Origin of the sequence: Epilithonimonas bovis DSM 19482 (assembly GCF_900108115.1) — a bacterium.
GTDB classification, from domain to species: Bacteria; Bacteroidota; Bacteroidia; order Flavobacteriales; family Weeksellaceae; genus Epilithonimonas; species Epilithonimonas bovis.
This window is the reverse complement of sequence record NZ_FTPU01000044.1, coordinates 1-24644: the sequence shown is the minus strand read 5'-3', so window position 1 is coordinate 24644 and position 24644 is coordinate 1. Positions and strand designations below refer to the sequence as shown.

Annotated in this window: 26 protein-coding genes, 2 tRNA genes and 1 pseudogene; 15 read left to right on the top strand and 14 right to left on the bottom strand. The window is 38.3% G+C overall.

Annotation, left to right across the window (positions count from 1 at the left end):
• The coding region (locus B0B05_RS14225) for a transposase (protein WP_143746007.1) at positions 1-249 on the bottom strand (249 nt) is incomplete at its 3' end.
• Between the two features lie 331 nt (positions 250-580).
• Here B0B05_RS14225 and asnB point away from each other — a divergent pair.
• Positions 581-2242, top strand: a complete 1662-nt coding sequence (gene asnB, locus B0B05_RS14220) for an asparagine synthase B (protein ID WP_076784275.1) — start codon at positions 581-583, stop codon at positions 2240-2242.
• Positions 2243-2295: 53 nt separating this feature from the next.
• Here asnB and B0B05_RS14215 read toward each other — a convergent pair whose 3' ends face one another.
• The 3 genes from B0B05_RS14215 to B0B05_RS14205 are packed head-to-tail and all read right to left on the bottom strand — an operon-like array spanning position 2296 to position 5799.
• The gene (locus B0B05_RS14215; RefSeq protein ID WP_076784274.1) at positions 2296-2751 is read right to left on the bottom strand and encodes a hypothetical protein; all 456 of its coding nucleotides are present in this window, start codon (positions 2749-2751) and stop codon (positions 2296-2298) included.
• Positions 2752-3132 (bottom strand): RidA family protein, encoded by a 381-nt coding sequence (locus B0B05_RS14210; RefSeq protein ID WP_076784273.1) that lies wholly within the window; start codon positions 3130-3132, stop codon positions 2752-2754. It abuts the gene before it with no gap.
• A gap of 45 nt (positions 3133-3177) precedes the next feature.
• Positions 3178-5799: a putative LPS assembly protein LptD gene (locus B0B05_RS14205; RefSeq protein WP_076784272.1), complete on the bottom strand. Its 2622-nt coding sequence runs from the start codon at positions 5797-5799 to the stop codon at positions 3178-3180.
• 42 nt (positions 5800-5841) lie between these two features.
• Between B0B05_RS14205 and B0B05_RS14200 the strand changes: the two genes are divergently transcribed.
• From B0B05_RS14200 to aroQ, 7 genes are all read left to right on the top strand, one after another.
• The gene (locus tag B0B05_RS14200) at positions 5842-7125 is read left to right on the top strand and encodes an N-acetylmuramoyl-L-alanine amidase family protein (RefSeq protein ID WP_076784271.1); all 1284 of its coding nucleotides are present in this window, start codon (positions 5842-5844) and stop codon (positions 7123-7125) included.
• Between the two features lie 58 nt (positions 7126-7183).
• Positions 7184-7255: transfer RNA gene (locus B0B05_RS14195), tRNA-Glu, on the top strand.
• 596 nt (positions 7256-7851) lie between these two features.
• A complete protein-coding gene (rpsT, locus tag B0B05_RS14190) occupies positions 7852-8106 on the top strand; it encodes a 30S ribosomal protein S20 (RefSeq protein WP_076784270.1) in 255 nt (84 codons plus the stop codon).
• Between the two features lie 10 nt (positions 8107-8116).
• Positions 8117-8188: transfer RNA gene (locus B0B05_RS14185), tRNA-Glu, on the top strand.
• A 146-nt stretch (positions 8189-8334) separates the two neighbouring features.
• The gene (locus tag B0B05_RS14180) at positions 8335-8952 is read left to right on the top strand and encodes a hypothetical protein (RefSeq protein WP_076784269.1); all 618 of its coding nucleotides are present in this window, start codon (positions 8335-8337) and stop codon (positions 8950-8952) included.
• Positions 8953-8977: 25 nt separating this feature from the next.
• Complete coding sequence (locus tag B0B05_RS14175; RefSeq protein WP_143746040.1) at positions 8978-9559, top strand: hypothetical protein; 582 nt, start codon at positions 8978-8980, stop codon at positions 9557-9559.
• A 163-nt stretch (positions 9560-9722) separates the two neighbouring features.
• Positions 9723-10136 carry a type II 3-dehydroquinate dehydratase gene (gene aroQ, locus B0B05_RS14170; RefSeq protein ID WP_076784267.1) on the top strand — a complete coding sequence of 138 codons (414 nt, stop codon included), beginning with the start codon at positions 9723-9725 and terminating at the stop codon, positions 10134-10136.
• Between the two features lie 151 nt (positions 10137-10287).
• Here the strand turns inward: aroQ and B0B05_RS14165 are convergent, their stop codons facing one another.
• Complete coding sequence (locus B0B05_RS14165; protein ID WP_076784266.1) at positions 10288-10920, bottom strand: nitroreductase family protein; 633 nt, start codon at positions 10918-10920, stop codon at positions 10288-10290.
• A gap of 117 nt (positions 10921-11037) precedes the next feature.
• Between B0B05_RS14165 and B0B05_RS14160 the strand changes: the two genes are divergently transcribed.
• Complete coding sequence (locus tag B0B05_RS14160; protein ID WP_076784265.1) at positions 11038-11388, top strand: winged helix-turn-helix transcriptional regulator; 351 nt, start codon at positions 11038-11040, stop codon at positions 11386-11388.
• Positions 11389-11430: 42 nt separating this feature from the next.
• Here the strand turns inward: B0B05_RS14160 and B0B05_RS16685 are convergent, their stop codons facing one another.
• The 3 genes from B0B05_RS16685 to B0B05_RS14150 are packed head-to-tail and all read right to left on the bottom strand — an operon-like array spanning position 11431 to position 12282.
• Positions 11431-11595: a hypothetical protein gene (locus B0B05_RS16685; RefSeq protein WP_159435884.1), complete on the bottom strand. Its 165-nt coding sequence runs from the start codon at positions 11593-11595 to the stop codon at positions 11431-11433.
• 3 nt (positions 11596-11598) lie between these two features.
• Complete coding sequence (locus B0B05_RS14155) at positions 11599-12003, bottom strand: PH domain-containing protein (protein ID WP_076784264.1); 405 nt, start codon at positions 12001-12003, stop codon at positions 11599-11601.
• Between the two features lie 6 nt (positions 12004-12009).
• Positions 12010-12282 carry a DUF2089 family protein gene (locus B0B05_RS14150; RefSeq protein ID WP_076784263.1) on the bottom strand — a complete coding sequence of 91 codons (273 nt, stop codon included), beginning with the start codon at positions 12280-12282 and terminating at the stop codon, positions 12010-12012.
• Between the two features lie 237 nt (positions 12283-12519).
• Between B0B05_RS14150 and B0B05_RS14145 the strand changes: the two genes are divergently transcribed.
• Positions 12520-13056, top strand: coding sequence for a hypothetical protein (locus tag B0B05_RS14145; RefSeq protein WP_076784262.1), 537 nt, complete (start codon positions 12520-12522; stop codon positions 13054-13056).
• Positions 13057-13113: 57 nt separating this feature from the next.
• On the opposite strand, the gene B0B05_RS14140 is transcribed toward B0B05_RS14145, so the two are convergent.
• Entirely contained in the window at positions 13114-14742 is a 1629-nt protein-coding gene (locus B0B05_RS14140; protein WP_076784261.1) for an acyl-CoA carboxylase subunit beta, read from the bottom strand.
• 204 nt (positions 14743-14946) lie between these two features.
• On the opposite strand from B0B05_RS14140, the gene B0B05_RS14135 reads away from it, so the two are divergent.
• From B0B05_RS14135 to B0B05_RS14125, 3 genes are all read left to right on the top strand, one after another.
• Positions 14947-15846 carry a DMT family transporter gene (locus B0B05_RS14135; protein ID WP_076784260.1) on the top strand — a complete coding sequence of 300 codons (900 nt, stop codon included), beginning with the start codon at positions 14947-14949 and terminating at the stop codon, positions 15844-15846.
• Positions 15847-15856: 10 nt separating this feature from the next.
• Positions 15857-16939 (top strand): putative type IX sorting system protein PorV2, encoded by a 1083-nt coding sequence (locus B0B05_RS14130; RefSeq protein ID WP_143746038.1) that lies wholly within the window; start codon positions 15857-15859, stop codon positions 16937-16939.
• An 87-nt stretch (positions 16940-17026) separates the two neighbouring features.
• On the top strand, positions 17027-17779 hold the full coding sequence (locus B0B05_RS14125) for a hypothetical protein (protein ID WP_076784258.1): 753 nt from the start codon (positions 17027-17029) through the stop codon (positions 17777-17779).
• A gap of 170 nt (positions 17780-17949) precedes the next feature.
• Here B0B05_RS14125 and B0B05_RS14120 read toward each other — a convergent pair whose 3' ends face one another.
• The 3 genes from B0B05_RS14120 to B0B05_RS14110 all read right to left on the bottom strand — a co-directional run bounded on the left by B0B05_RS14120 (position 17950) and on the right by B0B05_RS14110 (position 20740).
• Positions 17950-19341, bottom strand: coding sequence for a type III PLP-dependent enzyme domain-containing protein (locus B0B05_RS14120; protein WP_076784257.1), 1392 nt, complete (start codon positions 19339-19341; stop codon positions 17950-17952).
• A 90-nt stretch (positions 19342-19431) separates the two neighbouring features.
• Positions 19432-20085: a thiamine diphosphokinase gene (locus B0B05_RS14115; protein WP_245799348.1), complete on the bottom strand. Its 654-nt coding sequence runs from the start codon at positions 20083-20085 to the stop codon at positions 19432-19434.
• A gap of 82 nt (positions 20086-20167) precedes the next feature.
• On the bottom strand, positions 20168-20740 hold the full coding sequence (locus B0B05_RS14110; RefSeq protein ID WP_076784256.1) for a cob(I)yrinic acid a,c-diamide adenosyltransferase: 573 nt from the start codon (positions 20738-20740) through the stop codon (positions 20168-20170).
• A gap of 193 nt (positions 20741-20933) precedes the next feature.
• Between B0B05_RS14110 and B0B05_RS14105 the strand changes: the two genes are divergently transcribed.
• Both B0B05_RS14105 and B0B05_RS14100 read left to right on the top strand, forming a co-directional pair.
• The gene (locus tag B0B05_RS14105) at positions 20934-22661 is read left to right on the top strand and encodes an ABC transporter ATP-binding protein (protein ID WP_076784276.1); all 1728 of its coding nucleotides are present in this window, start codon (positions 20934-20936) and stop codon (positions 22659-22661) included.
• Positions 22654-23619 carry a helix-turn-helix transcriptional regulator gene (locus B0B05_RS14100; protein WP_076784255.1) on the top strand — a complete coding sequence of 322 codons (966 nt, stop codon included), beginning with the start codon at positions 22654-22656 and terminating at the stop codon, positions 23617-23619. Before B0B05_RS14105 ends, B0B05_RS14100 begins: the two co-directional genes overlap by 8 nt.
• 143 nt (positions 23620-23762) lie before the next feature.
• Here B0B05_RS14100 and B0B05_RS14095 read toward each other — a convergent pair whose 3' ends face one another.
• Both B0B05_RS14095 and B0B05_RS16680 read right to left on the bottom strand, forming a co-directional pair.
• Complete coding sequence (locus B0B05_RS14095; RefSeq protein ID WP_076784254.1) at positions 23763-24245, bottom strand: DinB family protein; 483 nt, start codon at positions 24243-24245, stop codon at positions 23763-23765.
• Between the two features lie 92 nt (positions 24246-24337).
• Positions 24338-24644: pseudogene (locus B0B05_RS16680) on the bottom strand (IS5/IS1182 family transposase); the annotation flags it as partial.

Here is a 24644-nt window from a genome sequence, read left to right as displayed (position 1 = left end):
AACGCTCATTAGAAACATGGTTTTGTACCAAATTAAGAATGAAAGATTAGAATTTTGCATAATCGTTCCACTTTTCAAGGAAATTCTTTTACGACACTTTTTGCATTCGTAGCTCCAGATGCTTTTAATCCAGAAATGCTCCTTGTGACCGCACTTGCAAACCACTCCGATTTTATCTCTCTGCTCCTTAAAATGAATTCTGCAATCTTCCTCTCTCCCAAAATGCGTTGTAAAACTAAATATATTCATCTAACTAATTAAATTATAAGTAAATATACGAAATTATGTGTAATTACGGATATTCATAAAATATTTTAATAAATTTAATAGAATTACTGAAAAATAATCCCGTAAACGCAAAAATCCAAATTATTTTCAACCTGCTGATCAAAAATGAGTCTGGAAACTTAAAAAATCAATTATCAGCCTGATATTACACATTAATTGAGAAAAATTTTAACCATTATACGATTATATTGATTAAAATTAAACTTATTATTACATTTAGTTTTATTTTTAAGCCATTCGATATAAATTTGCATTATAATTTTAATTAAAACATCAAAAATATAGATTTACCATGTGCGGAATTGTATGTGTATTTGACACCAAACAAAAAAGTGACGCTATCAGACCCCAGATATTAGAAATGTCAAAAAAAATAAGGCATAGAGGGCCAGACTGGTCAGGCATTTATCAGAATGACAACGTCATCTTCTCCCATGAGAGACTGGCGATTGTCGACCCAACATCTGGGAAACAACCCCTTTTTACAAAAGATAAAAAAGTAGCTTTAGCTGTAAACGGTGAGATATACAACCATCAGGAATTACGCAAAGAATTCCCTGATTATGACTTCCTTACCCAGTCTGACTGCGAAGTTATCCTTGCTCTGTACAGGCGCGACGGGAAAAACTTTCTTGAAAAACTGAACGGTATTTTTGCTTTTGCCCTTTATGACGAAGAAAATGACGCTTACCTCATCGGCCGCGACCACATGGGAATTATCCCACTCTACATGGGTTGGGACAAAAGCGGGAATTTTTATGTAGCTTCGGAACTTAAGGCGCTTGAAGGTGTCTGTAATAAGATAGAAGAATTTTTACCAGGCCACTTCCTATACAGCAAAGACGGCCAGGAACTACAACAGTGGTATAAAAGAGACTGGGAAGATTATAACAACGTAAAAGATAACCCAACAGATATATCAGCCATCAGAAAAGGCCTGGAAGAAGCCGTCCACAGGCAACTGATGAGTGATGTGCCTTATGGCGTACTTTTGTCAGGAGGCCTTGACTCCAGTATTATTGCAGCCATCACAGCAAAATTTGCGCGCCAAAGGATCGAAAGTGGTGACACTCAGGAAGCCTGGTACCCAAGACTGCACAGTTTTGCGATTGGGCTGGAAGGATCACCGGATTTGGCCGCTGCCCAAAAAGCGGCTGATTATATTGGATCCGTACACCATGAGATCAAATACACTGTTCAGGAAGGGCTGGATGCCATTAAGGATGTCATCTACCATCTAGAGACGTATGATGTAACTACCGTACGAGCCTCCACACCGATGTATCTTTTGGCAAGAGTCATCAAATCGATGGGGATAAAAATGGTACTTTCCGGAGAAGGCTCAGACGAATTATTCGGAGGTTATCTGTATTTTCACAAAGCACCTTCTGCTCAGGCTTTTCATGAGGAAACTGTAAGGAAATTGGGTAAACTGCACCTCTATGACTGCCTGAGAGCTAACAAATCATTGATGGCATGGGGCATAGAAGGCAGAGTGCCATTCCTTGACAAAGAATTTATGGACATCGCCATGACGATCAATCCCAAAGATAAAATGATAACGCCGGAAAGAATGGAAAAATGGGTTCTCAGAAAAGCTTTTGAAGACATCCTGCCCGAAAGTATTGCATGGAGGCAGAAAGAGCAGCTCAGCGATGGCGTTGGTTATTCCTGGATAGATACACTGAAACAAGTAGCCGAAGACGAAGTCTCTGACGAAATGATGGCCAACGCCAAATACAGATTCCCGATCAATACACCAATGAGCAAGGAAGAATACCGCTACAGAACTATTTTTGAAGAACTCTTCCCGAGTGATTCAGCAGCAAGTTGTGTACCGTCTGTCCCTTCTGTGGCTTGTTCCACACCTGTCGCCCTGGAATGGGACGAAGCATTCAAGAAAATGAACGACCCAAGTGGCCGCGCTGTAAAAGTCCATGAAACAGCTTACTAACAATTACTAACTATACTAACTGAAAAGCACAACTTGCGGGTTGTGCTTTTCTATTATTGATGATGTTGTTGCTGCGCCTGCTTCAGGCGTTTTTTGCGCCGTTCGTAGATAATCTCGGTAATTTTTCCGCCTATCCACGAGAAAGGGAAAAATATGAGAAAGATAGATATCTTGTAAAAAACGGGATGGTAGGGATAAATAATAATATCCAGCATCGCGATAAACAGCATGATAAACCCTATCAGTATTGCATACGCTACTTTAGCATATTTTACAATAATAGCCGTTACCACACCACCAAAAGTAACCCCAAGGCCACCAAAGAAAAGCAATGCTATGAAGAAAGAATCTTTCCCCTGAACAGACTCCAGAAGAAGCCCCCAGTGCTCAAACGGTGCAAACTCTTTATAAGTAACCCAGTCCGAGTCAATCTTAACTCCCAAGGTTATAATGAGTGCTGCAACAGCCAAGCCTGCTAAAACGCCTAAGGTATTCCTGAGAAAGTCCATCTAGTTTGTAAAAGCGATCATTGATATTTCTACATCTACATTTTTTGGCAGGCAGGACACCTGCACGGTTTCCCTGGCCGGATATTGGCCGTTATCAAAATAGGATGCGTAAATCTCGTTAACAACTGCAAAGTCATCCATATTCTTTAGGAAAATAGTTGTTTTAACAGCATTGGAAAAATCCATACCGGCTTTGCGTAGTATTGCCTCCAGGTTTTTCATCACCTGATGCGTTTCTTTGTCAATGCCCTCTACCAGTTTACCGGTGGCAGGATCCACAGGAATCTGCCCTGATATATATAATGTCCCGTTGACCAGGCAAGCCTGAGAATAAGGCCCAATAGCTGCCGGTGCTTCTTCTGTATGGATGATGTTCTTCATTTTTAAAAGTAATTTTTACAAAACTATACAAATTTTCATTAAATCCTAAAAACTACTGTTAGGCTGTGTAAAACTTCGCTCTTTATATTTCACAGCATCTTTTAGGATATTGGCTTTGATACCGATGAAAAAATCATACACTTTATACTGGCCAAATGGTACCCAGTTAAACGTAATAGTAAAGCTACGCTGATCCCTGGCAAAACCCAGCCTGGTATAAGCCAGTGTTTTATTAACTACATCGTAATTGGTACTGCCATTGATATTCCAGTATGGTGTAAGTTTGATACTGCCATCCAGTCCCACAGTTGCCACTTTCGTGCCCAATTTTGACAAACCTTTTGTATAGGCGTAGTTAGCATTAACATTAAGTGTCCATGTTGGGCTATAGTGGGAATAATTATCATCATCAAAGTAATAATTCTCATTCCTGATCTCGCCCTTCTTTTTATAAACTTTGGCCAGATCTTCTTTTTTCCCAAAAATTGCTTCACTCATTGGATATGATAACTGAAGATTAAATCCCTGTAAGCTAAAATGCCCAAAATTTTCTGTCCTGATACCTGTTGTACTATAATCATCAAAGAGGATCTGGTAAGGCTCTATGGTAAGGCTAGAGTTGACATTCAGTTTATTATTGAAAAAAGAAGACTGCGCATTGACACTGAAGACGGACCATTTGTACTTTTCAGCGGCAAAATTATATCCCCCCGAGATATTGAGTGACTCAAATATTTTTACCTTTTTGATCCCGGTAGAATCTGACTTAGACCGAACCTTCATCTCCAGATTATTAACAATGTTAAAGCCAACACTCTGCACCAGCCCCGTAGTTGGTGCGCCGTAGATGCCGTTATCAAAAATACTGTAAGCCGTCATCTCGCCCCTTGCATTGGAATAATTCCTGTAATAACCCCATGACGACGCTCCAAAATCCGGAGAATAGTTGAAGCTCACGCTTGGCGTAACCATATGGCGAACCGCAACAATTGGCGAATTTTTACTGAAATTCTTTTGCCCGTACAACACTGTCTGTAAACTGGCACTGGTAGAAAATGTAGAAAAACCTGCAACCTTATTAGTATAATTATCTTCCACCAAATTGGTTAGTGGATTATAGGATTTATCAAGAATTTTGGTTGTCAGAACATTATCCGCATTAGCACTTAAAGTGAAAGTGAAATACTTAGCTACTGTTGTATTGGTTGAGATCGAAATACTATTCTTGGCACCGGTTTTCATATCCTTCCACATCTGCTGTTTGAATATCTCATCCTCTGTCGTAGTTACATAATTGCTGAGGGCAAAACCTGTATTCACATTAATATTCTCCAAAAGGCCGGTCCTGACGCCGGTTTTTGGTTTGAAAAGGTAAAACTGATTCACCGCAATCGTCATATCCGGCAGCCTGATATCAGTAAGCCCTGTTTTAAAGTTCTGGTTATACCCAGCACTGGCGCTTATGGTTATCGGCAGATTCAGAAACCGCTTAGTTACATTAATCCTGGAAGTCTGCGTCGTATTAAGCACATTGCCATTGAAGATATAATTATTATTAACCGTATTGTTATAAAACTTGCTGCTGACAATATCCACACTCGCATTGAAGGTGAAATAAGGATTAGCCTTGGAGTCCTGGGAATGGCGCCACGCAATCCGGAAGGTTTTTGTTTTGGAATAGTCATCCAAACCTTTTATCCCACGCACCGTATAGCCATAATCTGCCGCAAAATTACCATTGTACCGGTATTTTTTGAGATAATTAAGTTCCGGTTTTATATTCCAGCTTCCCTTCGTATAAAGATCGGATAAGATTTTAAGATCAAAATGGTCGCCTATGGGCTGATAATACCCCAGACCATTCAGGAAAAACCCAACATCCTGACGCTCACCAAAACTGGGAATTAATATTCCGGCAGATCTTTTATCAGAAAACGGAAGAATAGCAAACGGCATTATAAGCGGTGTTGGCACCTGCTCTATGTACATCTGTATAGGCCCGGTAACCAACTGTGAATTGTTTTTACCTTTAATCAGTTTGATATTGGGCGCCGACATATGATAATCCGGCAAAGAATCTTTTTTCTTAAGAAAATACTCGTCGGTGGTAAAAATGGCTTTCCTCATAAAGAAAACCGAATCGTTATACTTTTTGGTTCTCTCAGCTACCACTACCCCTTCATTCTCCTCCGTCCTTGCATTAAAGGCGATGGCCTGGCGCGTTTTATAGTTATAGATTACCTCGTTGTACTCATACTTTTTACCACCCTGTGTTGCGACAGCCGGCGTGGTAATCTTGCCGTTTTTATCCTGTTCGCCACGGGCATATATTTTCCCGGTATCCCAATCGATCCTGATATAATCAGCGTCGATCTGCATATCCTGATAGATAATCTGAGCTTTTTTACTTAGAAAAGTCTGTTTGTTGGAGATAGAAGAGCTGCTTTTGTATTCAGCTTTGGTTTTTACCACATCATCCAGCTGTTCTTTTGGAACGATGCTGTCCTTTTTGACGGATACGGTATCACGAGACACTATTAGAGTATCGTTCGCACCACGTTTTTCACCTATATTTTGAGGCACAGTTTGTGCTAAAATATTGTTAAAAATTAGGATATTTAAAATTAGTAATATACTTTTGAAAATACTTCGAGCCAATGCAGTCATTCTGAAATTGGGTTCAAAATTAATTAAATTTTAAAGACTAAAATGACTAGCCCTCTATTTTATAAGAAAATTTTTCTTCTTTTAACATTTATTATTGGTTGTAACTTCTTCTTTTCTCAGAAAAAATTCACCATTGTCCTGGATGCAGGCCATGGCGGCAGCGACATCGGTGCCAATCGCTATTACAGTGATATAGGAACTGTTATGGAAAAAAATGTAACACTTGGCATTGTATTGAAGCTGGGTCGTATGCTGGAGAAAAACAAAGACTATAAAGTGATCTACACCCGAAAGATAGATGAATATCCATCGTTAACCTACAGGACAGACCTGGCTAACCGAAGCAAAGCCGACCTGTTCATCTCCGTGCATGTTAACTCGTCGCCCAGTAAAAGTGCCACAGCGCAGGGAACCGAAACTTTTGTACAGGGCCCCAACCAAAATAAAACCAATCTGGATGTTGCCAAAGCCGAGAATGACGTAATTTTCCTTGACGAAAAGGATAAAGAGAATTTTGCTTCCTACAATCCCAGTTCCCCGGAATCTCTTATTGCATTAAAAATCCAGCAAAGCAAATACCTGGAGGCGAGCCTCATCATTGGTGGCCTGGTAGAAGATAATTTTGTAAAAAAAGACAAAAGACTTTCCCGTGGTGTAAAACAGGAAAACCTGCACGTACTAAGGATGAACGCAATGCCATCTATCCTAATAGAAACAGGATTTGTAAACAATTATGATGACGCCCATTATATCTCTACCGAAGAAGGCCAGCAGGCTATTGCAGAAAGTATTTTTAATGCCATCATCAGCTACAAAAAAATGGTAGACCGGAACGTAAAAGAGCCGGAACCGGAGAAACCAGTGGAGCAACCACTCAAAAATGATTTCAGGATATTACTGATGAGCACACCTAATAAATATAATGAGAACGATCCCGCTCTCAAAGGGCTCAAGTACATCTTGCCAATCAAAGAAAACGGCGCATACAAATACTATTACGGGACAACCAACTATGCATCTGTAAGAGATACCAATCTAAAAACAGCAAAAGACGCAGGCTTCCGAAATGCTATGGCAATCAGTTTTATGCCAAATCAGACCTTGGGTGTCGGTTACTATACTCTGGAAATATACGCCGGTAAGGACAAACTCGATTCTAAGTCAACGGTGATGAAAATTCTTCCCAATATGACAAGGAACAAAGAAAATGGTATTTTTTACTACACCTCCGGACAGTACAGAACTCTTGAAGATGCTATAAAAGCACAAAAAGAGCTTGAAAATAAAGGAGTTACAAATGCCATTATCGAGAAAAAACTAAAATAAAAAAAATGTTGCAAGTGTAAAACAAACGCCCTATTTTTGCACTCCGAAATCACGAAACGGCCTATTCGTCTAGTGGTCAGGACTCAAGGTTTTCATCCTTGCAACAGGGGTTCGATTCCCCTATAGGCTACAAAACCGGAAAATTATCTATTGGATTACTTTTCCGGTTTTTTCATTTTTAGATAGTCAGCACTACAAAATTTATCTTTTAAAAATATTCACAAATTGTTCCCGAATATAAAAAGCCAATTTTAATGTGGTACTTGTTTCAATTTTATAAACACGAATAGAAAAACCCAAATACTTTTTTTTGTGCATGCTTTATCTATCCAATCCACTTCTATTATTATATGACACAAAGATAAATTCCGTGATCAGCATCTTCTTTATTATCTACGCTATTAAAAGCCTCAGATAGCACTGCCAAAAGAATCCAAATTGATTTTCAACTTGTTACAATACTTTTTCGCCAGTTTATGAAATGATAGAAGATAGCCGATTCTACCGGCACCATTGAAATTTTAGAAAAAATTGCACGAAAATTTTTATTTTTAAAAAATATTATTATTTTTGCACCGCCTTAGAGAAAAGGAATATGAAGTCTGAAAGCTTTAACCAAGGTCAATCAGATTTTATGAAGAAGGCGAAAAAAAATAAAACTTTATTTTAAAAAAAAATTTGCAAATTAAAAATTAGTTTTTATCTTTGCACCCACATTTGAACGTTATGGCAAATCATAAATCAGCACTTAAGAGAATCAGACAAAACGAAGCAAGAAAACTTCGTAACAGATACTACCACAAAACTGCTAGAACAGCTTTGAAGGTATTGAGAAATGAAGAGGACAAAACAGCTGCAACTGAGCAATTACCAAAAGTAATATCTTTGTTAGACAAATTGGCTAAGAAAAACATTATCCACAAAAACAAAGCAGCTAACTTAAAAAGCAAATTAACTAAGCACGTTAACGGCTTAGCTTAATATAAATCCTGGCCCGTTCGTCTATCGGTTAGGACCTCAGATTTTCATTCTGGTAAGAGGGGTTCGATTCCCCTACGGGCTACAAACCTTCGGAAAATTTTCCGAAGGTTTTTGCTTTTATAGCCATGGTCAATATTCTCACTTGGTTTGTCGTTAAATTATAACTGTTTGTCGATTTTTGTTTGGAAAAACAGTCAATAATGATACATTTGACAAAAAAAAATACAGATGTACATTTTAATTGCTTTAGCTTTGGTTCTGCTGACACTATTCTTAATCAATGCTAAGTTCTTTGACGGACTGCGAACCAGGAAGGCCAGAAGCTTCGAATTCTTTATCTCTGTGATCTCAACATTTACCGGTTTCTTTATCGCACTAAGCCTTAATACGATCTTGTCTGATATTAATCAAAAGAAGAATCTTGTTAAAGTTTTGGATGCAACCAATCTGTCTTTGGAAAACAGTGAGATGAAAACCCAGGGTATGTATCTTAATGCAGCAAAAAAAGGAGCTGACATTTCTGAAATTATACAGTACGCTCCTCTAGAAATCCCAAAACTCTACTCTAATATGGAAACTAATACGCTTGTGAGCGATTATTTCCTATCCAATGCTTTCCAGGCCTATATATTGTGTAATGACAATCTTCAAACTTTTGTAAAAAGTGCTAACGCAACCAATGCACCGGCTGAAAAGAAAATACAGATCCTTCAAAAATATTTAGCCCACCTTGATCTGGCCAAGCAAATCAATACACTGGAAATAAAAAGGTTAAACGGGGACATTTCTCAATCTGACGAAGATCAGGAACTACAGAAATTAACACAACAAATTAAGAATAACTAAAAGATGAAAAAAAAACATTTTAATATTGGCTTTCCTAGCAATAGTATTGTCAGCTAACAGTTGCAAAAAAAATGAAGCTTCGGAAACCAAGATAGACTTTACCCAATCGTATGAGGATGCAGCACTAACTTTGTCCAACGCACAGAAAAAATATGACCAGGCGGTCGCTTCCAACGACCCTGTAAGAATAGAAGCTGCCAAACAAGAGTTGCAGGCTGCGCAAACAAAATATGTAGAAAGCAAAAAAGTATATGTAGCGCAAGGCGGAACCGTAAAAGCAGAATACGAAAACTATTCGTCTACTGCCACGCAGCCTCTAGGTACACAAGCATCCAACACGGTTAAAAATATCGTAAGAGGAAAAGACAGCCTTATCACCGGAAAAGTATCTGCTGCAGTAGAAAACAGAGCCAATGCCGTACAAAAACAAGTTAACGACGAAAAGACCAGGATTACTCAGGAAACCAAAAAGAAAGTTGCTGATGTAAAAGCTTCTGCAGATAAAACCAAAGAAGATTTCAAAAAATCAGCAGAAGAAACCAAGAAGTCAGCCAATGAAGAAATCAACAAGGCCAAACAAAGCCTGAACAGCCTTCTCGGTAAATAATCATCCTCTACTATTATACTTAATTCAAAAAAACCTTAGAAATTTCTGAGGTTTTTTTACTTTTACATGAATTATCAGTGTATATGAAATCAGCATGATTTGGAATCCCAATGAAAAATTTGGCGACCGCATATAACATCTGAAAAAAAACCTCAATCTACATATGAAAATCCTTATCCTCAACGGCCCCAATCTCAACCTGCTGGGAACCCGCGAACCGGAGATCTACGGTTCCGTCTCTATGGGAGATTATCTGACACAACTGCAGAATGATTTTTCTTCGGAGGAGATTCTCTATTTTCAGTCCAACATAGAGGGCGAATTAATCAATCGTTTACAGGAAGACGATTACGATGCTGTTGTAATCAATCCGGGAGCTTTTACACACTATTCTTATGCTATTGGGGACTGTCTCAAAAATATTACCAAACCAAAGATTGAAGTGCATATCAGTAATATCTATAAACGGGAAGAGTTCCGTAAAAAATCTGTTACGGCAGAAAGTTGCGATGCTGTAATTTCTGGTTTTGGGATGAAGGGTTATAAACTGGCTGTCCAGAGCTTAGAGAAATGTTAGAACTTAGATATTAGATTTAAAATCAATGCTTTAAATCTTGAAAAACATTATTAATTATAACAAATGCTTAAAATAACTTATAGCATTTTTAATTATAAAAAGACTTTAGGGCACTTATCAAAAAAAAAGCGGAATATAATTTCCGCTTTTGCTATTTGATTTCTGTGACAAATTCGTCTGTTGGTGTTCTGTATTTTTTCAGGTTTACCAGCCAGTCTCCCGCTTCTTCCCTAAAGCCGAGTGGTAAAATAACAACGCTTCTAAGCCCTTTTTCATTCAGATGTAATAATTCATCCAAAGCCTTATTGTCAAAACCTTCCATTGGTGTTGCATCAACTTTTTGTTCTGCTGCCGCTGCAATAGCCAATCCAAAAGATATATAAGCCTGTTTTGCAGCGTGTGCTGCATGCCACTCAGTACCAAGCGGCTCATACAATCCCCAGAGCCTGGTTTTATAATCGTCCATCGCTTCCTTAGGAATTCCTCGTAATGCGGTTGTCTTCTCAAACACTTCCGAAATACTGTTGTGCGTATAACCATCCCATGCTGCCCATACCAAAAGATGGGATCCGTCTGTGATCTGAGCCTGATTAAAAGCAATCGGCTTAATCTGTTCCAGCAATTCTTTGTTGGTGATGACAAATAACCTGTAAGGCTGTAACCCTGACGATGAAGGTGCAAGCCTCGCGGCTTCTGTAATATAGTCCACTTTTTCCTGAGGAACTGGTTGCCCGTTCATTTTCTTTGTAGCGTAACGCCAATTAAGATCTTCTAATAAACTCATTGATTGATAATTTTTGATTTTAAGAATTCAAATTTATAAAATAAAAGTTTATTTTTGTAATTAGGTTACTAAAAGTTATCATTACAAAAAAGTAACCTTATTGTCAATCAAACAGATATGAAAATTAAGTGTTGTAAAGAAAATCTCCTGGCGGTACAGGATACGATGGACATCCTAAAAGGAAGGTGGAAAATCCAAATCATCGCTGCGCTGTGTTATAACAAAATGCGCTTTTCTGACCTGCAAAAAGAAATAGACGGGATTTCTGCAAAGATGTTAAGCAACGAGCTGAAAGACCTTGAAGTTAATCAACTGGTAACAAGGACAGTTCTAAACACACAGCCTATAAGTGTAGAATATGAGTTGACCAAATATGGCTATACGCTGAAGAAAATTATTGAACAGCTTGCAGAATGGGGAATTAGCCACAGGAAAAAAATCATCAGTGATGATAGAACTATAGTATAAAAAAATGAGGCTTATCAGCTTATCATTAAGATTAGCCTCATTTTAAATTTTACTTCTTGGTGAAGTTGTATGTTTTAAAATGCTGTCATTCACATTCCCGGAATAGTAACAGCCGAAAATATTAAAAATGAAAAAAATGATTCCTACAATAAGAATATATTTCTCATCATATTTTTGAAACGGATTAAAAATAGTTTTCCAGGTCATAACTTAGTCTTTTACAGTAATATTCGGTTTGATTTTTAACAATTCATTCTTAAATTCTTCGTAGTTTTTTGGTGAAATAATAATGCTGCCGTTGGTATAATAGATCTGCACCCGGCCAAAGATGCTTGGCGCAGGTGATGATAAAGGATTCCATGTTTTTTCTATCCTGCTGATTTCATCAATATTAATTTTTGTGGTACCGAAGATTGAATTCTGTATATAAAGCTTTTGAGAATCGATGCGGTAACGGATCCCAAAAATAACAACCAACACAAAACCTAATATCAGCACAGGCGCTATTAATGCTTTCCAACTCTCGCTCTTAATGGCAGAAAAATTGGAAACAGCTATGATCAACAAAATTGGAATAACAAGTTCCCAACCAATCTTAACAGGAATATTTTTCATAAAATATTAATTTTCTTGTTGCATATTTTTCACTTTATCTATAAGATCATCCATTTTGTTTCGCATGGTAGGATAAGACAGTTGCGCCTGTTTTGCCATTTCTTTGATACTGCCGCTGGACAGGAAAAAATTAAGTATAAAATCCTGTTCCTCTCTGCTGAGCTTCAATAATGTAGGGAGTTCATAATCACCATTCACAAGCGTCCCACAGTCCGGGCATTTCATTTGGCTAACGTTAAGATTATGATCGCAGCTTGGGCAAAATATGGGCAGTTTCATTAATATTATTTTGACAAATGTAATATTAATTTTAATAAAGTTAAAATATTTTTTAATAAAACTAAAATAACACTTGATTACAAAATGACTTCTAATAAAATTTATGGTTTTTCATAAGATTAATTTGACTAATTTTGAGTATCAAAAAAGATTATATGTAATTGCCATAATTGGAAACGCTGAAGATCAGAGAAGATTAAGCAATTTATATGACCATTTAAAAAATATAATTTAACTATGAAAAAACTAATTGCCTCTGTCCTGTTATGCAGTGTCCTGAGTTCTTGCATTGTAAGTACTGCAGCAAAAGTTGTAAAAACTACCGCAAAAGTTGCCGTAGGAACAGTGAAAGTAGCTGCAAAAGGCACAGGATGGGTCATCCAGAAAGCCAATGGGAAAATTAATGAAGACCGCCTAAACGGCAAATGGAAAGTTGTTGGTTTTTACAGAGGGACTTTTGATGAGTTTTCTGCCACCGAAAATCCAGAGAATCTTTTCACCTGCACCTCCGGGGATGAGATCTACGAATTTAAAATGAACAAAGAAAAAATGTGGCATTATGACTGCGGCAGTTCTGACGGCCAAAAGTTTAAGATCAAATATTCTTTTGAAAAAAATGATGAAACCAAATCCAAAGAAAACATGGTTACTTACGGGCCTGGCTATTTCACAATCATCAATGTGACAGGCGATAAGCTGGTGCTGGAAGGCTATTTTGCACAGGATAACGGTAACAAAATCAAAAGTATCTGCACGCTGGAAAAAACAAGATAAACAATATTCTTAATCAATAAAAAAAATCGCCATTTTATGAAAATGGCGATTTTGTTATCAAACCTGAATAACTCCCAGATTGAATTTTTCTGTGATAGGAGAATGATTGGCAGCTTCTATTCCCATACTAATCCATTTCCTGGTATCTACAGGGCTGATGATAGCATCGGTCCAAAGCCGTGCAGCAGCGTAGGTAGGTTGTGTCTGGCGGTTATAGTCTTTCAGTATTTTATCAAGTATATCTTTTCGTTCTTCTTCTGAGATTTGTTTGCCCTGCTTCTTAAGCGCAGATTCCTGAATCTGAAGCAACACATTGCCGGCTTGTGAGCCGCCCATTACAGCCAGTTCTGCCCAAGGCCAGGCAACAATCAGTCTTGGGTCATAAGCTTTGCCACACATGGCATAGTTCCCAGCACCATATGAATTACCGGTAATGACTGTAAATTTTGGCACCACAGAATTGGCAACAGCATTCACCATTTTTGCGCCGTCTTTTATGATCCCGCCATGTTCTGATTTGGAACCTACCATAAAACCTGTTACATCCTGTAAAAAGACCAATGGTATTTTTCTCTGATTACAGTTGGCAATAAATCTCGTCGCTTTGTCCGCAGAGTCGGAATAAATAACACCACCGAATTGCATCTCGCCTTTACCGCTTTTAACTAATTTTCTTTGGTTGGCAACAATCCCAACACTCCATCCGTCGATTCTAGCCGTTGCGCAAATAATACTTTTGCCATAATCAGGCTTATACTCATCATATTCCGAATTGTCAACCAGACATTTGATAATCTCGAAAGTGTCATATTGCTCAGATCTTACAGCTGGCATTATCCCAAAAATGTTATCCGGATCTTCTTTCGGAGGTGCACTTTCTATTCTGTCGAAGCCAGCTTTATCATAATCACCGATGGATTTCACAATGTTTTTGATCCGATCCAGGGCATCTTTGTCATCTTTGGCTTTATAATCTGTAACACCGGATATTTCGCAGTGTGTGGTGGCACCGCCAAGAGTTTCGTTATCAATATTTTCTCCAATAGCTGCTTTTACTAGATAACTTCCTGCCAGGAAAATGCTGCCCGTTTTATCCACAATCATCGCCTCATCACTCATAATCGGAAGATATGCACCACCGGCAACACAACTCCCCATAATAGCAGAAATCTGAACAATACCGTTGGCACTCATTTTAGCATTATTTCGGAAAATCCTGCCAAACATCTCTTTATCAGGGAAAATCTCATCCTGCATCGGGAGATAAACCCCGGCAGAATCAACCAAATAAATGATTGGCAAACGGTTCTCCATTGCGATCTCCTGGGCTCTTAGGTTCTTTTTTCCTGTAATGGGAAACCATGCGCCAGCTTTTACAGTGGCATCATTAGCGACCACAATACATTGTTTACCAGAGATGTAACCTATTTTTACAATAACGCCGCCAGCTGGGCATCCGCCTTCCTTCTCGTACATCTCATATCCGGCAAATGCACCAATCTCTATAGAGTCAGAATGCTGGTCAAAGAGATAGTCCACGCGTTCCCTTGCGGTCATTTTGCCCTGATCATGCTGCTTTTGGAGCGCTTTTTCGCCACCTCCCAGTTTTATTTTTGCCAGAGTACGTTTAATTTCAGAATATTTGAGCTTATTGAGATCTTCTCTTTTATTGAATTCCAAATCCATGAACTTTCTTTTGGCTTAAAGATAAAATTTTTTACTTATTAAAGGCTAGTTTTTCCAGAAACCTTAGATTACTGCATAGCACTTCTCATTGATGAATATCAATCCGGCTTATTGGTGTGTTTTTTTTTCTGTTGTAATATGTAAATCTTAATAAAAACGAGATTTTTATTTCTATTTTTACAAATCAAATCACAGCGTTTTCCAATGAAGAATTCTTACCTGATAAGGTTGCATTTTATCGTTTTTTTATGGGGTTTTACGGCAATTTTAGGTAAACTGATTCTGGCTAATGCACAAGCTTTGGTTTTCTACCGGATGCTATTTGCATCCCTATTCCTTTTTTTATACCTAAGGCTGGTAAAAGGGCAAAGTATCCGGGTGACAAAACCTTTGTTGCTACGGCTCGTGCTGATAGGAAGCGTGATGGCTCTGCACTGGCTGTTTTTTTTCCAGTCTATCAAAGTTTCTAATGTATCGATTGCTTTGTCCTGCCTTTCCCTTTCAACATTATTTGCTGCGTTTATAGAACCTTTGGTATTCCGCAGGAAACCCGACTGGACTGAGGTGATCATCGGGATTATCATTGTTATTTGTATTTCTTTGATTTTCAATGCAGAACTCAAATATAAGGAAGGGATTATCTACGGGATTTTTTGCGCCCTGTTCGGAACCATATTTTCTGTTTTCAACGGCAGGCTTTTTGGGAAAACAAGTTCCGGCAATATTATTTTTTACGAGATTGCGGGCGGTTTTCTGGTGATCAGCCTGTATTTTATTTTCACCGGCCAAATTTCGCAGTTCAGTGAAATAAGTTACCGGGATTTGGCGTTAATAGTTTTATTGGCTTCTGTTTTTACCGCCTACCCTATGTTTGAGAGCGTGAATCTGATGAAGTACATATCACCTTTTACACTGATTCTCACGGTTAACCTGGAACCTGTGTATGGGATTATTCTGGCTTTTTTTATCTTTGGAGCGTCTGAGCATATGAGTCCCGTTTTTTATGTGGCATCACTGGTAATGATTATCGCGATTGTGGTGAACGGCGTTATAAAATCAAGGCGGAAAAAGGAAGTTACAACAACAGATACCAACCATCTGTAAACCAATTTTGATGAAAAGAATTTTATTTTTTTTACTGATTATAATTACCCAGACCGCGGATGCCCAAATCATCAGAAAATATTCCAATGAATTTCTGAATATTGGTGCCGGAGCCCGTGGGCTGGCTATGGGTGGCGCGGTGGTCTCTAATCAGGATGATGTCTACTCACCCATGTGGAATCCCGCCGGGCTTATAAAGATCGACAGAGACTGGCAGGCTGCTGCCATGCACGCAGAATATTTTGAATCTATTGCCAAATACGATTACATCGCCTACGCAAAACCTTTGGATTATGGCAATGGCGTTTTTGCTGTTTCTTTGGTAAGGCTGGGTGTAGATAACATCCTTAATACGACCCAGCTCATTGATGCCGAGGGTAATATTGATTATGATAAAATCAGTTCCTTTTCTACATCGGATTATGCCGCTTTGTTTTCGTATGCTTTTCACCCTAATGGCAATCACAAGCTGGATGTTGGCGCCACCGCAAAACTGGTTTACAGGAACGTGGGCAAGTTTGCAAGCGGTTATGGATTTGGATTTGATATAGGTGCCATTTATCATACCGATACCGATTGGAATTTGGGGTTTATGCTGAGAGATGCTACCACCACAGTCAATTTTTGGACGATCAATCAAAAGGAATTATCAGCAGTTGTGAATGGTGAAGAATTCAACCCCGCCCCTGCAGATAAGATGGAGATTACCATGCCCAAGCTTAATCTGGGTGTCAGCCGCACGTTTGAATTTAACAGAGATTTAAAACTATTACCGGAAGCGGGCGTCAATATCGACTTTGCCAAAACCGCAGCACTGGTTTCTACAGACTTTGCAAGCATTACACCTTATGCAGGTGGAGAACTGATTTTTCAGGATATGATCTTCGTAAGATTGGGCATCAACAGGTTCCAGACAGTTTCTGATATAGAAAACCTTAAAAGAACTGTTTCCTTCCAACCAAGCGCCGGTATCGGAATCCGTTACAAAGGCCTGACGCTGGATTATGCCATTACCAACTCCGGCATTGGAGGATCTAACTTTTATTCAAATTTCTTTTCTTTGAAACTTGACATGCAAGGTTTCAGGAATTAAAAATCTAAGTAGATGTAAGATAAAAGACTCACAATCTTTTTTTAGCATGCAAAATATATCATTAATAATTCTCAAGAACTTATTATTATGAAAAAAACATTTTCCCTTTTCTTATTCTTGCTAATGATCATCTCAAAAGCGCAAAACCTTTCTGATTACCAGTATATTTTGGTACCAAAAGAATTTGAAGATTTTAAAGCGAATAAAGCTTATGGTCTTAAGCCCTTGTTGGAAAAATCGCTGAAAGGTAAAAAATATGTCATTCTTTCTGATGACAGGAGCCAGTGGCCGGCGGATGCACTTACAAACCCGTGCCAGATGCTTTCTGCTAATTTGCTGGATGACAAAAGCCTGTTTCGTAACAAGATTATTTTACAGTTCAAAGATTGTAAAGGGACTAATGTTTTTGAAGAGAAGGCCAGCAGTTCTATCAAAGAGTTTGAGCCGGGTTTTCAGGATGCGTTAAAGCAAACTTTGATTAGGGTTCCTGTCTCTAACCCACAAATTAAAACCACTACAAAAACTGAAATCCCTGTAAGCCATCAGGAGCAGACCAAGTCATCTGCTTCAGAGCCGGAAAATAAAAAAACCGCTCAAAGGTACTCTAATGGTCAATTATTGCTTCAGAAAATACAGATTGACGCTCATCAGTTTATACTTATTGACGGCGAAAGTTCTGTTCCGTTTGCCACCTTCAGAGCGACAACAAAACCAGATGTTTTTCGGGTAAAACTTGGCTCCGGCGAGTCTACCATTGGCTATGTGGAAAATGGGAACATCGTTATTGAAACTCCGAATAACAATGGTGATTTTACAAAAGAAATATTTTCTGCAAAGTAAATTCTCCTGAAAATTACGATTTAACTTCTATTGATGGCCGGATAAGACTCCGGCCATTTTTGTCACAAAAAATAAATACTACTAAGAACAAAAAAACCGGAAGAGATTCTTCCGGCCATGATTAAATAGGTTTTCTTTTCAGTAATTTTTTATTCTTAAATATTTTACTATTAATATCCTAACAACTTCAGAACATCTTCGGGCCTTTGCTCCTCACGGAACAATTCGTAAGTAAAGTTGCCATCTTCGTCCTTATCAATCAAAATATGTTTTGGCTGCGGCATTAGACAGTGATGTACTCCTCCATATCCACCAATCGTTTCTTGATATGCTCCAGTATGGAAAAACCCGATGTAAAGCGGTTTTGTATCATTGTAAACCGGGAGGTAGATGGCATTGGTGTGCTGCTCAGAATTATAGTAATCATCAGAATCACAAGTTAATCCACCCAGGAAAACCCTCTCATAAGAATCATCCCAACGGTTAAGCGGCAACATGATAAAATGCCGGGAAATAGCCCAGGTATCCGGTAGCGTTGTCATAAAAGAAGAATCAATCATATTCCACTTTTCACGGTCATTCTGCCGTTTTTGAGAAATAATCTTGAAAAGATGGCCACCGCTCTCGCCTACCGTAAAACTCCCAAATTCTGTATAAATATTAGGTTCTTCAACACCTTCTTCTACACAGAATTTTTTGATCTGAGAAACAATCTCGTTGACCATATATTCGTAATCATAGTCGAAATTGAGTGAAGTTTTGATTGGGAAACCACCACCAATATTCAATGAATCAACTTCCGGAGCAATTTTTTTCAGTCTCGCATACACGCGGAGACATTTATAAAGTTCGTTCCAATAATAAGCCGTGTCTTTGATCCCCGTATTAATAAAGAAGTGAAGCATTTTGAGCCTTGCATTGGGATGTTCCGCAATTTTTTGGCTGTAATAAGGGATAATATCCTTGTAACCAATCCCAAGTCTGGAGGTATAAAATTCGAATTTTGGTTCTTCTTCTGACGCAATCCGGATTCCTATATTGAAGGTTCTGTCTATACTTTCTGTCAGCTTATCCAACTCGCGGTAATTATCAAGAATAGGCGTAATATTCTCAAAACCATTGTTAATCAAATCCGATATCTTGGCCAAATAATCATCCGTTTTGAAACCATTGCAGATTACCTCGATGTTTTTTTCCACCTTACCTTTATCATAAAGCGACTTTACAATGTCCATATCATAGGCAGAAGAGGTCTCCAGGCTAATATCGTTTTTTAGCGCTTCTTCCACAACAAAGGCAAAATGGCTGGATTTTGTACAGTAGCAATAACGGTAGGTCTTTTGATAGTCATTTTTTTCAAAAGCTTCCTTAAACCAAAATTTTGCCCTTTCTATATTCTGAGAAATTTTTGGTAAATAATTGAACTTCAGAGGCGTTCCGAATTTTTCCACAACTTCCATCAGGTTGATGTCATGAAACTTCAGATTATTCTCCTCTACATTAAACTCTTCTGTAGGAAAATAAAGTGTTTGGTCAATTAGTTCAGAATATTTTATTTTCATTTCGGGCTAAAAAAAATTAATTGTTTTACGATGCAAAAATGATTAAAAAAACTGAATTTCTGCGTTAATAATTTGATAAAAATTAAAGCCTTATTTACCAATAAAAACCAACAAATCACCATCAGAATAACGAATGGAAACATCCTGGTTCTCTGCCACATTTCTGGTTCCGATACGCTCGCCCAACATAAGGTCTTCATGATGCAATGGCCATTTAAGTCCGGTTGTTTCTATATTTTTCGCAACAGGAAACGGCATCAGTGAGATCATTTTCCCTTTAACGTTATCAATTGAGAATTCTTTTGGTATAAAATAATAGGACGAATATTCATCAAAAAATTTCAGATTAATTTTATCTTTAAAGAAAAATGCCACGCTGAGATTGCCAAGAAAATGATCCTGTTCGCCGCCGCTTGCCCCAAAAACATCAATATTTTTAAATCCTTTTGCAATGATTAATTCCAACGCTTTATGGAAGTCAGTTTTGTTCTGGTCAGGTGTTTCTATAATTTCGAAACTGTAATACTGAGCTTGCCGGATGATTTCGTTTTCAATCTGACGTGAATCAAAATCGCCTGAAATAAAATCCAGCATTCCCAGCGGAAAATGCAGCTTTTCCAAATAATGAAACGCGCCATCTGTACAGGCAATCAGCGCATAACCTGACAGATCCGGAATAGTTTTTGGCGCATCGCCGTTGATGAAAAGAAGCGCTTTATTTTTCATTACTTTTTTTGTTTCCATTTGAAGAAAAAACCTTTTTCGGTTGATTGATGATTATTATAACCTGGAAGTATCATTTTTGTAACTTTTGTGGTTATAAAAATCAACTCCTGTCATTCGGATTCCAATATTCCTCCGGTTCATTATTCAATTTTGAAACATATCTTGCCAAAACAAACAAATAATCTGACAGACGGTTGAGATACTTAATTAATTCCGGACGAACTTCTTCGGATTGATTGAGAAAGACTAAACTTCTCTCGGTGCGCCTGCAAACCGTTCTGGCAACGTGAAGAAAAGTCGCCGCTTTTCCCCCGCCGGGTAAAATAAAATATTGCAAAGGTTCTACTTTCTCTTCCATCTCGTCCATCCAGGTTTCCAGTTCTTCAATTTCTTTATCAGAAATTACGAGCGGCAATCTCGCTTTTCCATTAGCCAGAAACAATTTATCAATCGGAGTCGAAGCTTCGGAACCAACGGTAAACAAATCAAACTGGATTTTTTTGAGCTGGTTAATGACATTCTCATCTTCAATGTGAGATTTAGCAACACCAATATTAGCATTCAGTTCATCGATGTTTCCATAAGATTCTACTCTGGCGCTGGCTTTGGAGATTCTGCTTCCGCCATAGAGCCCGGTTTCACCTTTGTCGCCGGTTTTTGTATATATTTTCATCTTTTCTTTTTATGAAAGTTTAAAATTAAGTTTTTTAAATTAATTCTTAACTTGCTGTTATGAAATGTCTCTGACATTCCATCTGACAATTGAAAAAGAATAAAATCTGCAGATGAAAAAACCGTTTCAAAAAACCACCAATCTTATCCATATTTTCAACCAGCTCAAAAGTTTTATAAAACCTTACAAATGGATGGTTATTGGGACTTTGTCTCTCACTTTGATAGGGGCTCTTTTTGCGCAGGTCAATCCGATTGTTCTTAAATATACAGTGGACGAAGTGACAAAACTGACGCAACTCCCACATCCGATGACGGAAGGGATTCATGTCCTGATAGTCATTTCGATTATACTTCTTGGGAAAGAACTGGCTAATATTTTCATTCAGTTTGGGCAGAAATTTTATGGCGAAAAAATAAGGATCAATGTCAGCTCAGAATTGGCTCAGGCGGCTATTGATAAAATCCTGACTTACCGCATTGCTTATTACAGCGACGACCGGCACGAATCCGGAAAACTGCAAATCCGCATCGACAGAGGAATTGAAAGCCTTACAAAACTTGTCCAGAATTTCTTCATCGATATTCTCCCCTTATTCTCAACGGCGATTATTGCGCTGGTTGTGATGTATATGCAAAATATATACGTAGGTCTGGTGTCTACAATGGTTATTCCGGTCTATTTTTATATCACTTCCAGACAGGCCAAAAAGCTGGGAAATGTGAGACGGACACTCAGAAACCAGCGGGAACAAAAAACCTCAGGCCTCCTGAATCTCATCAACTCGATTATGGTTATCAAAAGTTTTGTACGGGAAAAATTTGAAGGCAAAAAACAATATGACCTTCAGATGGGACTGATGGAAAGCCAGCTGTACACCAGACGGACCAGTTTTATCTACGATGGGCTTAAAACTTTTATCGAGCAATTTGGAGTTGTCTTGATCATCCTGTTAACGGTCTATCTCGTGCTGGATCAGCAGATGACCGTTGGCGCAATTATGCTGCACATTATGCTCTTCAACAATGTTTCTGCGCCCATTCGGCAACTTCACCGGATTTATGACGATATGAATGACGCTTTTATCTATGCAGAAGGCTATTTTGAAATCTTGGATGCTGATGACGAGAAAGAGCCCAACGGAACAATAAAAAATATCCCTATCAAAGGGAAATTTGAACTCAAAAATGTAGATTTTACCTATCCCAACGGGATGAAAGCACTTCATAACGTTACTATGACCATCGAAAACGGAAAAACAACCGCTTTGGTAGGTTTGAGTGGCGCCGGAAAATCAACAGTTATCAATCTGCTTTGTAAATTTTATGAGCCGGATTCAGGGGAAATCCTCTTGGATGGTAATAATCTGAAAGATTTTGATAATGATTATCTGCGTGATGATCTTGGATTGGTTCTTCAGAAAAATCATATTTTCAAAGGAAGTATTGAGGATAATATCCGGTACGGGAATCTGGATGCAAGTTTTGAGGACATCCAGCAAGCCGCGAAAAAAGCGTATCTCCACGAGCAGATCCTGGATTTGCCCGATGGCTATAATCACGATGCTACGCAACTTTCCGGAGGCCAGCAACAGCGCATTGCCATCGCAAGATTGTTCCTGAAAAATCCACCGATTATTTTTCTGGATGAGCCCACTGCAAGCCTGGATGCGATTGCAACAGAGCAAATTAAAAACTCTCTGGATGCCATTAAAGAAAACCGGACGGTGATTATTATTTCACATTCTTTGTCGCAGATCTTGGATTCGGATATGATCTATGTAATGAAGAAAGGCCAAGTCGTGGAAAATGGTACGCACGAAGAATTGTATGATAAAGACGGAACTTACCGCGAAATCTTTGATGCCTCTGCAAGAAGTCTGAATCTTGACAGACTGGTGAAAACCTATAAAGATGAATGAGGATCATTACATTAAAAAAATAGACCGGGTCACTTCGATTCTCACACAATTGCAAACTAAATCTGTTGTTCGGGCGCAGGATTTGGCGGAAAAATTAGATGTAAGTATCAGGACGATTTACAGAGATATAAAAACACTGGAGAATGCTGGTATCCCGATTTTTGGAGAAGCCGGTTCTGGATATTCATTGGTTGACGGTTACAAACTTCCGCCTGTGATGTTCACCAAAGAAGAAGTATTGAGTTTCATTACTGCCGAAAAACTGATGCAGAAATTCTCTCACGAGAGTCTGGATTCCCACTACAATTCGGCGATGGAAAAAGTAAAAGCGGTCATCAGAAATTCGGAGAAAGATCTGGTCATGACTATCGAAAATCAAATCGACATCTATTCTTACCGACCAAAAGAACAGGATTCAATCAAAAATATCATTCCGACAATTCTGGAAAGTATCGCAGAGAAAACTCAAATTAAAATAAATTATCAAAACGTCAACAACGAAGCGACTGAAAGAACCGTTGAAGCGGTCGGGATCTTCTATGAAGTCAATTATTGGTATGTGATGGCATTTTGTACGATGCGAAAGGATTATAGACAATTTCGTGTGGACAGAATTTTGCAAATCAAGAAAACCGAAAATCCTTTCCATCAGGAATACGGGAATGTTGGCGATTACCGCAAGAAATCAATCAATCAGAAAGTGCGTGTTAAGCTTTCAGTTGAGAAGAAGATAATGCCACACCTCGTCAATTCCAAAAAATATTATGGATTGATTTCTGAACAAGAAAGTGACAACAAAATGCTGATGACCTTTGAAACCGAATGGATCGAAGAAGGTTTTCCGCGTTGGCTAATTACGTTTGCAGATTTTGCTGAAATCATAGAGCCTGAATATCTCAAAGACACGATGAATGATTTAATGACTAAGATTTTTAATCAAATTAACAAGAATAATTAGACAATTTTTTTCATTCTGAAGAATCTAGGCTGTTGAGATTTCTACGGAATGACAAATATTAAGTTTATTTATTCTCACAAAAATCCGCCTCAAAATTGAAACGGATCTGTCTTTTTTTCTTTGCTCTTGATTCTTTTATCTTTCTACCTTTCTCTTTCCCAGAAAAACGGCGGCTCAATCCCCAAAGCTCTCAGGTAAACATAACCTTGCCCTCTGTGATGGATCTCGTTATCAACGAAATAAAGAATATTCTGATAAACCGGGAACTCATATTGCCCGAACAAATTGAAAGTCTCCTGAAATCTTTCCTCCGTAATCTGGCTGAAATACTCGTTGATAACCTCGGTTTCTTCGTCCCATTTTGCGAGAATCTCCGCTCTGGTTGTCGGGTTGAAAGCTTCTTCATCATAAGCTTCCGTATTTTTCTCTACAATACTTTTCAAAGCAGGCCCACCAATTGCCAAAAGTTCGAGTGTCAATTTCGAAAATGGTCGCATTCCACCGATTGAAAATTCGAATAAATCTTTTTCAGGAAAAGCTTCTATCACTCTTCTGGTAAGATTTCTGTGACCTTGCCAATGGATTAAAAGTTGTTGTGAGTCGAGGACTGTTGCTGTTGCATTCATAATAGTTTGTTTTATTTGATACAAATTTATGATGCAGCTATGACAATAGTATGTCAGTAGATTTTTTGGAAAGTGAAATAATTAGTCATTCCTTAAAAAGCTAATTTTTCATTTTGAAAATTATACTTGCCTAAGAAGATTTTGAGAACAACTTCGAGCCAAAAAAGAATTTGTTGTTTGATTTGGTTCAATCTCATCTTCAAATTGTATCCAATCCCTGCTAATAGGGCGTTATGAATATCTCCAGCCACTCCTTTAAGGAAGTTTAATCCTAAGGAGTGGTTTCTTTTTAAATGTGAAATACAGGGTTCTATTGCTGCTCTTGCACGGAATCTTAATCTTGCAACTTGCTGCCCATATCTTGTTTTTTCTTTTTTTGTGGGAAGCAGAATTAAGGTG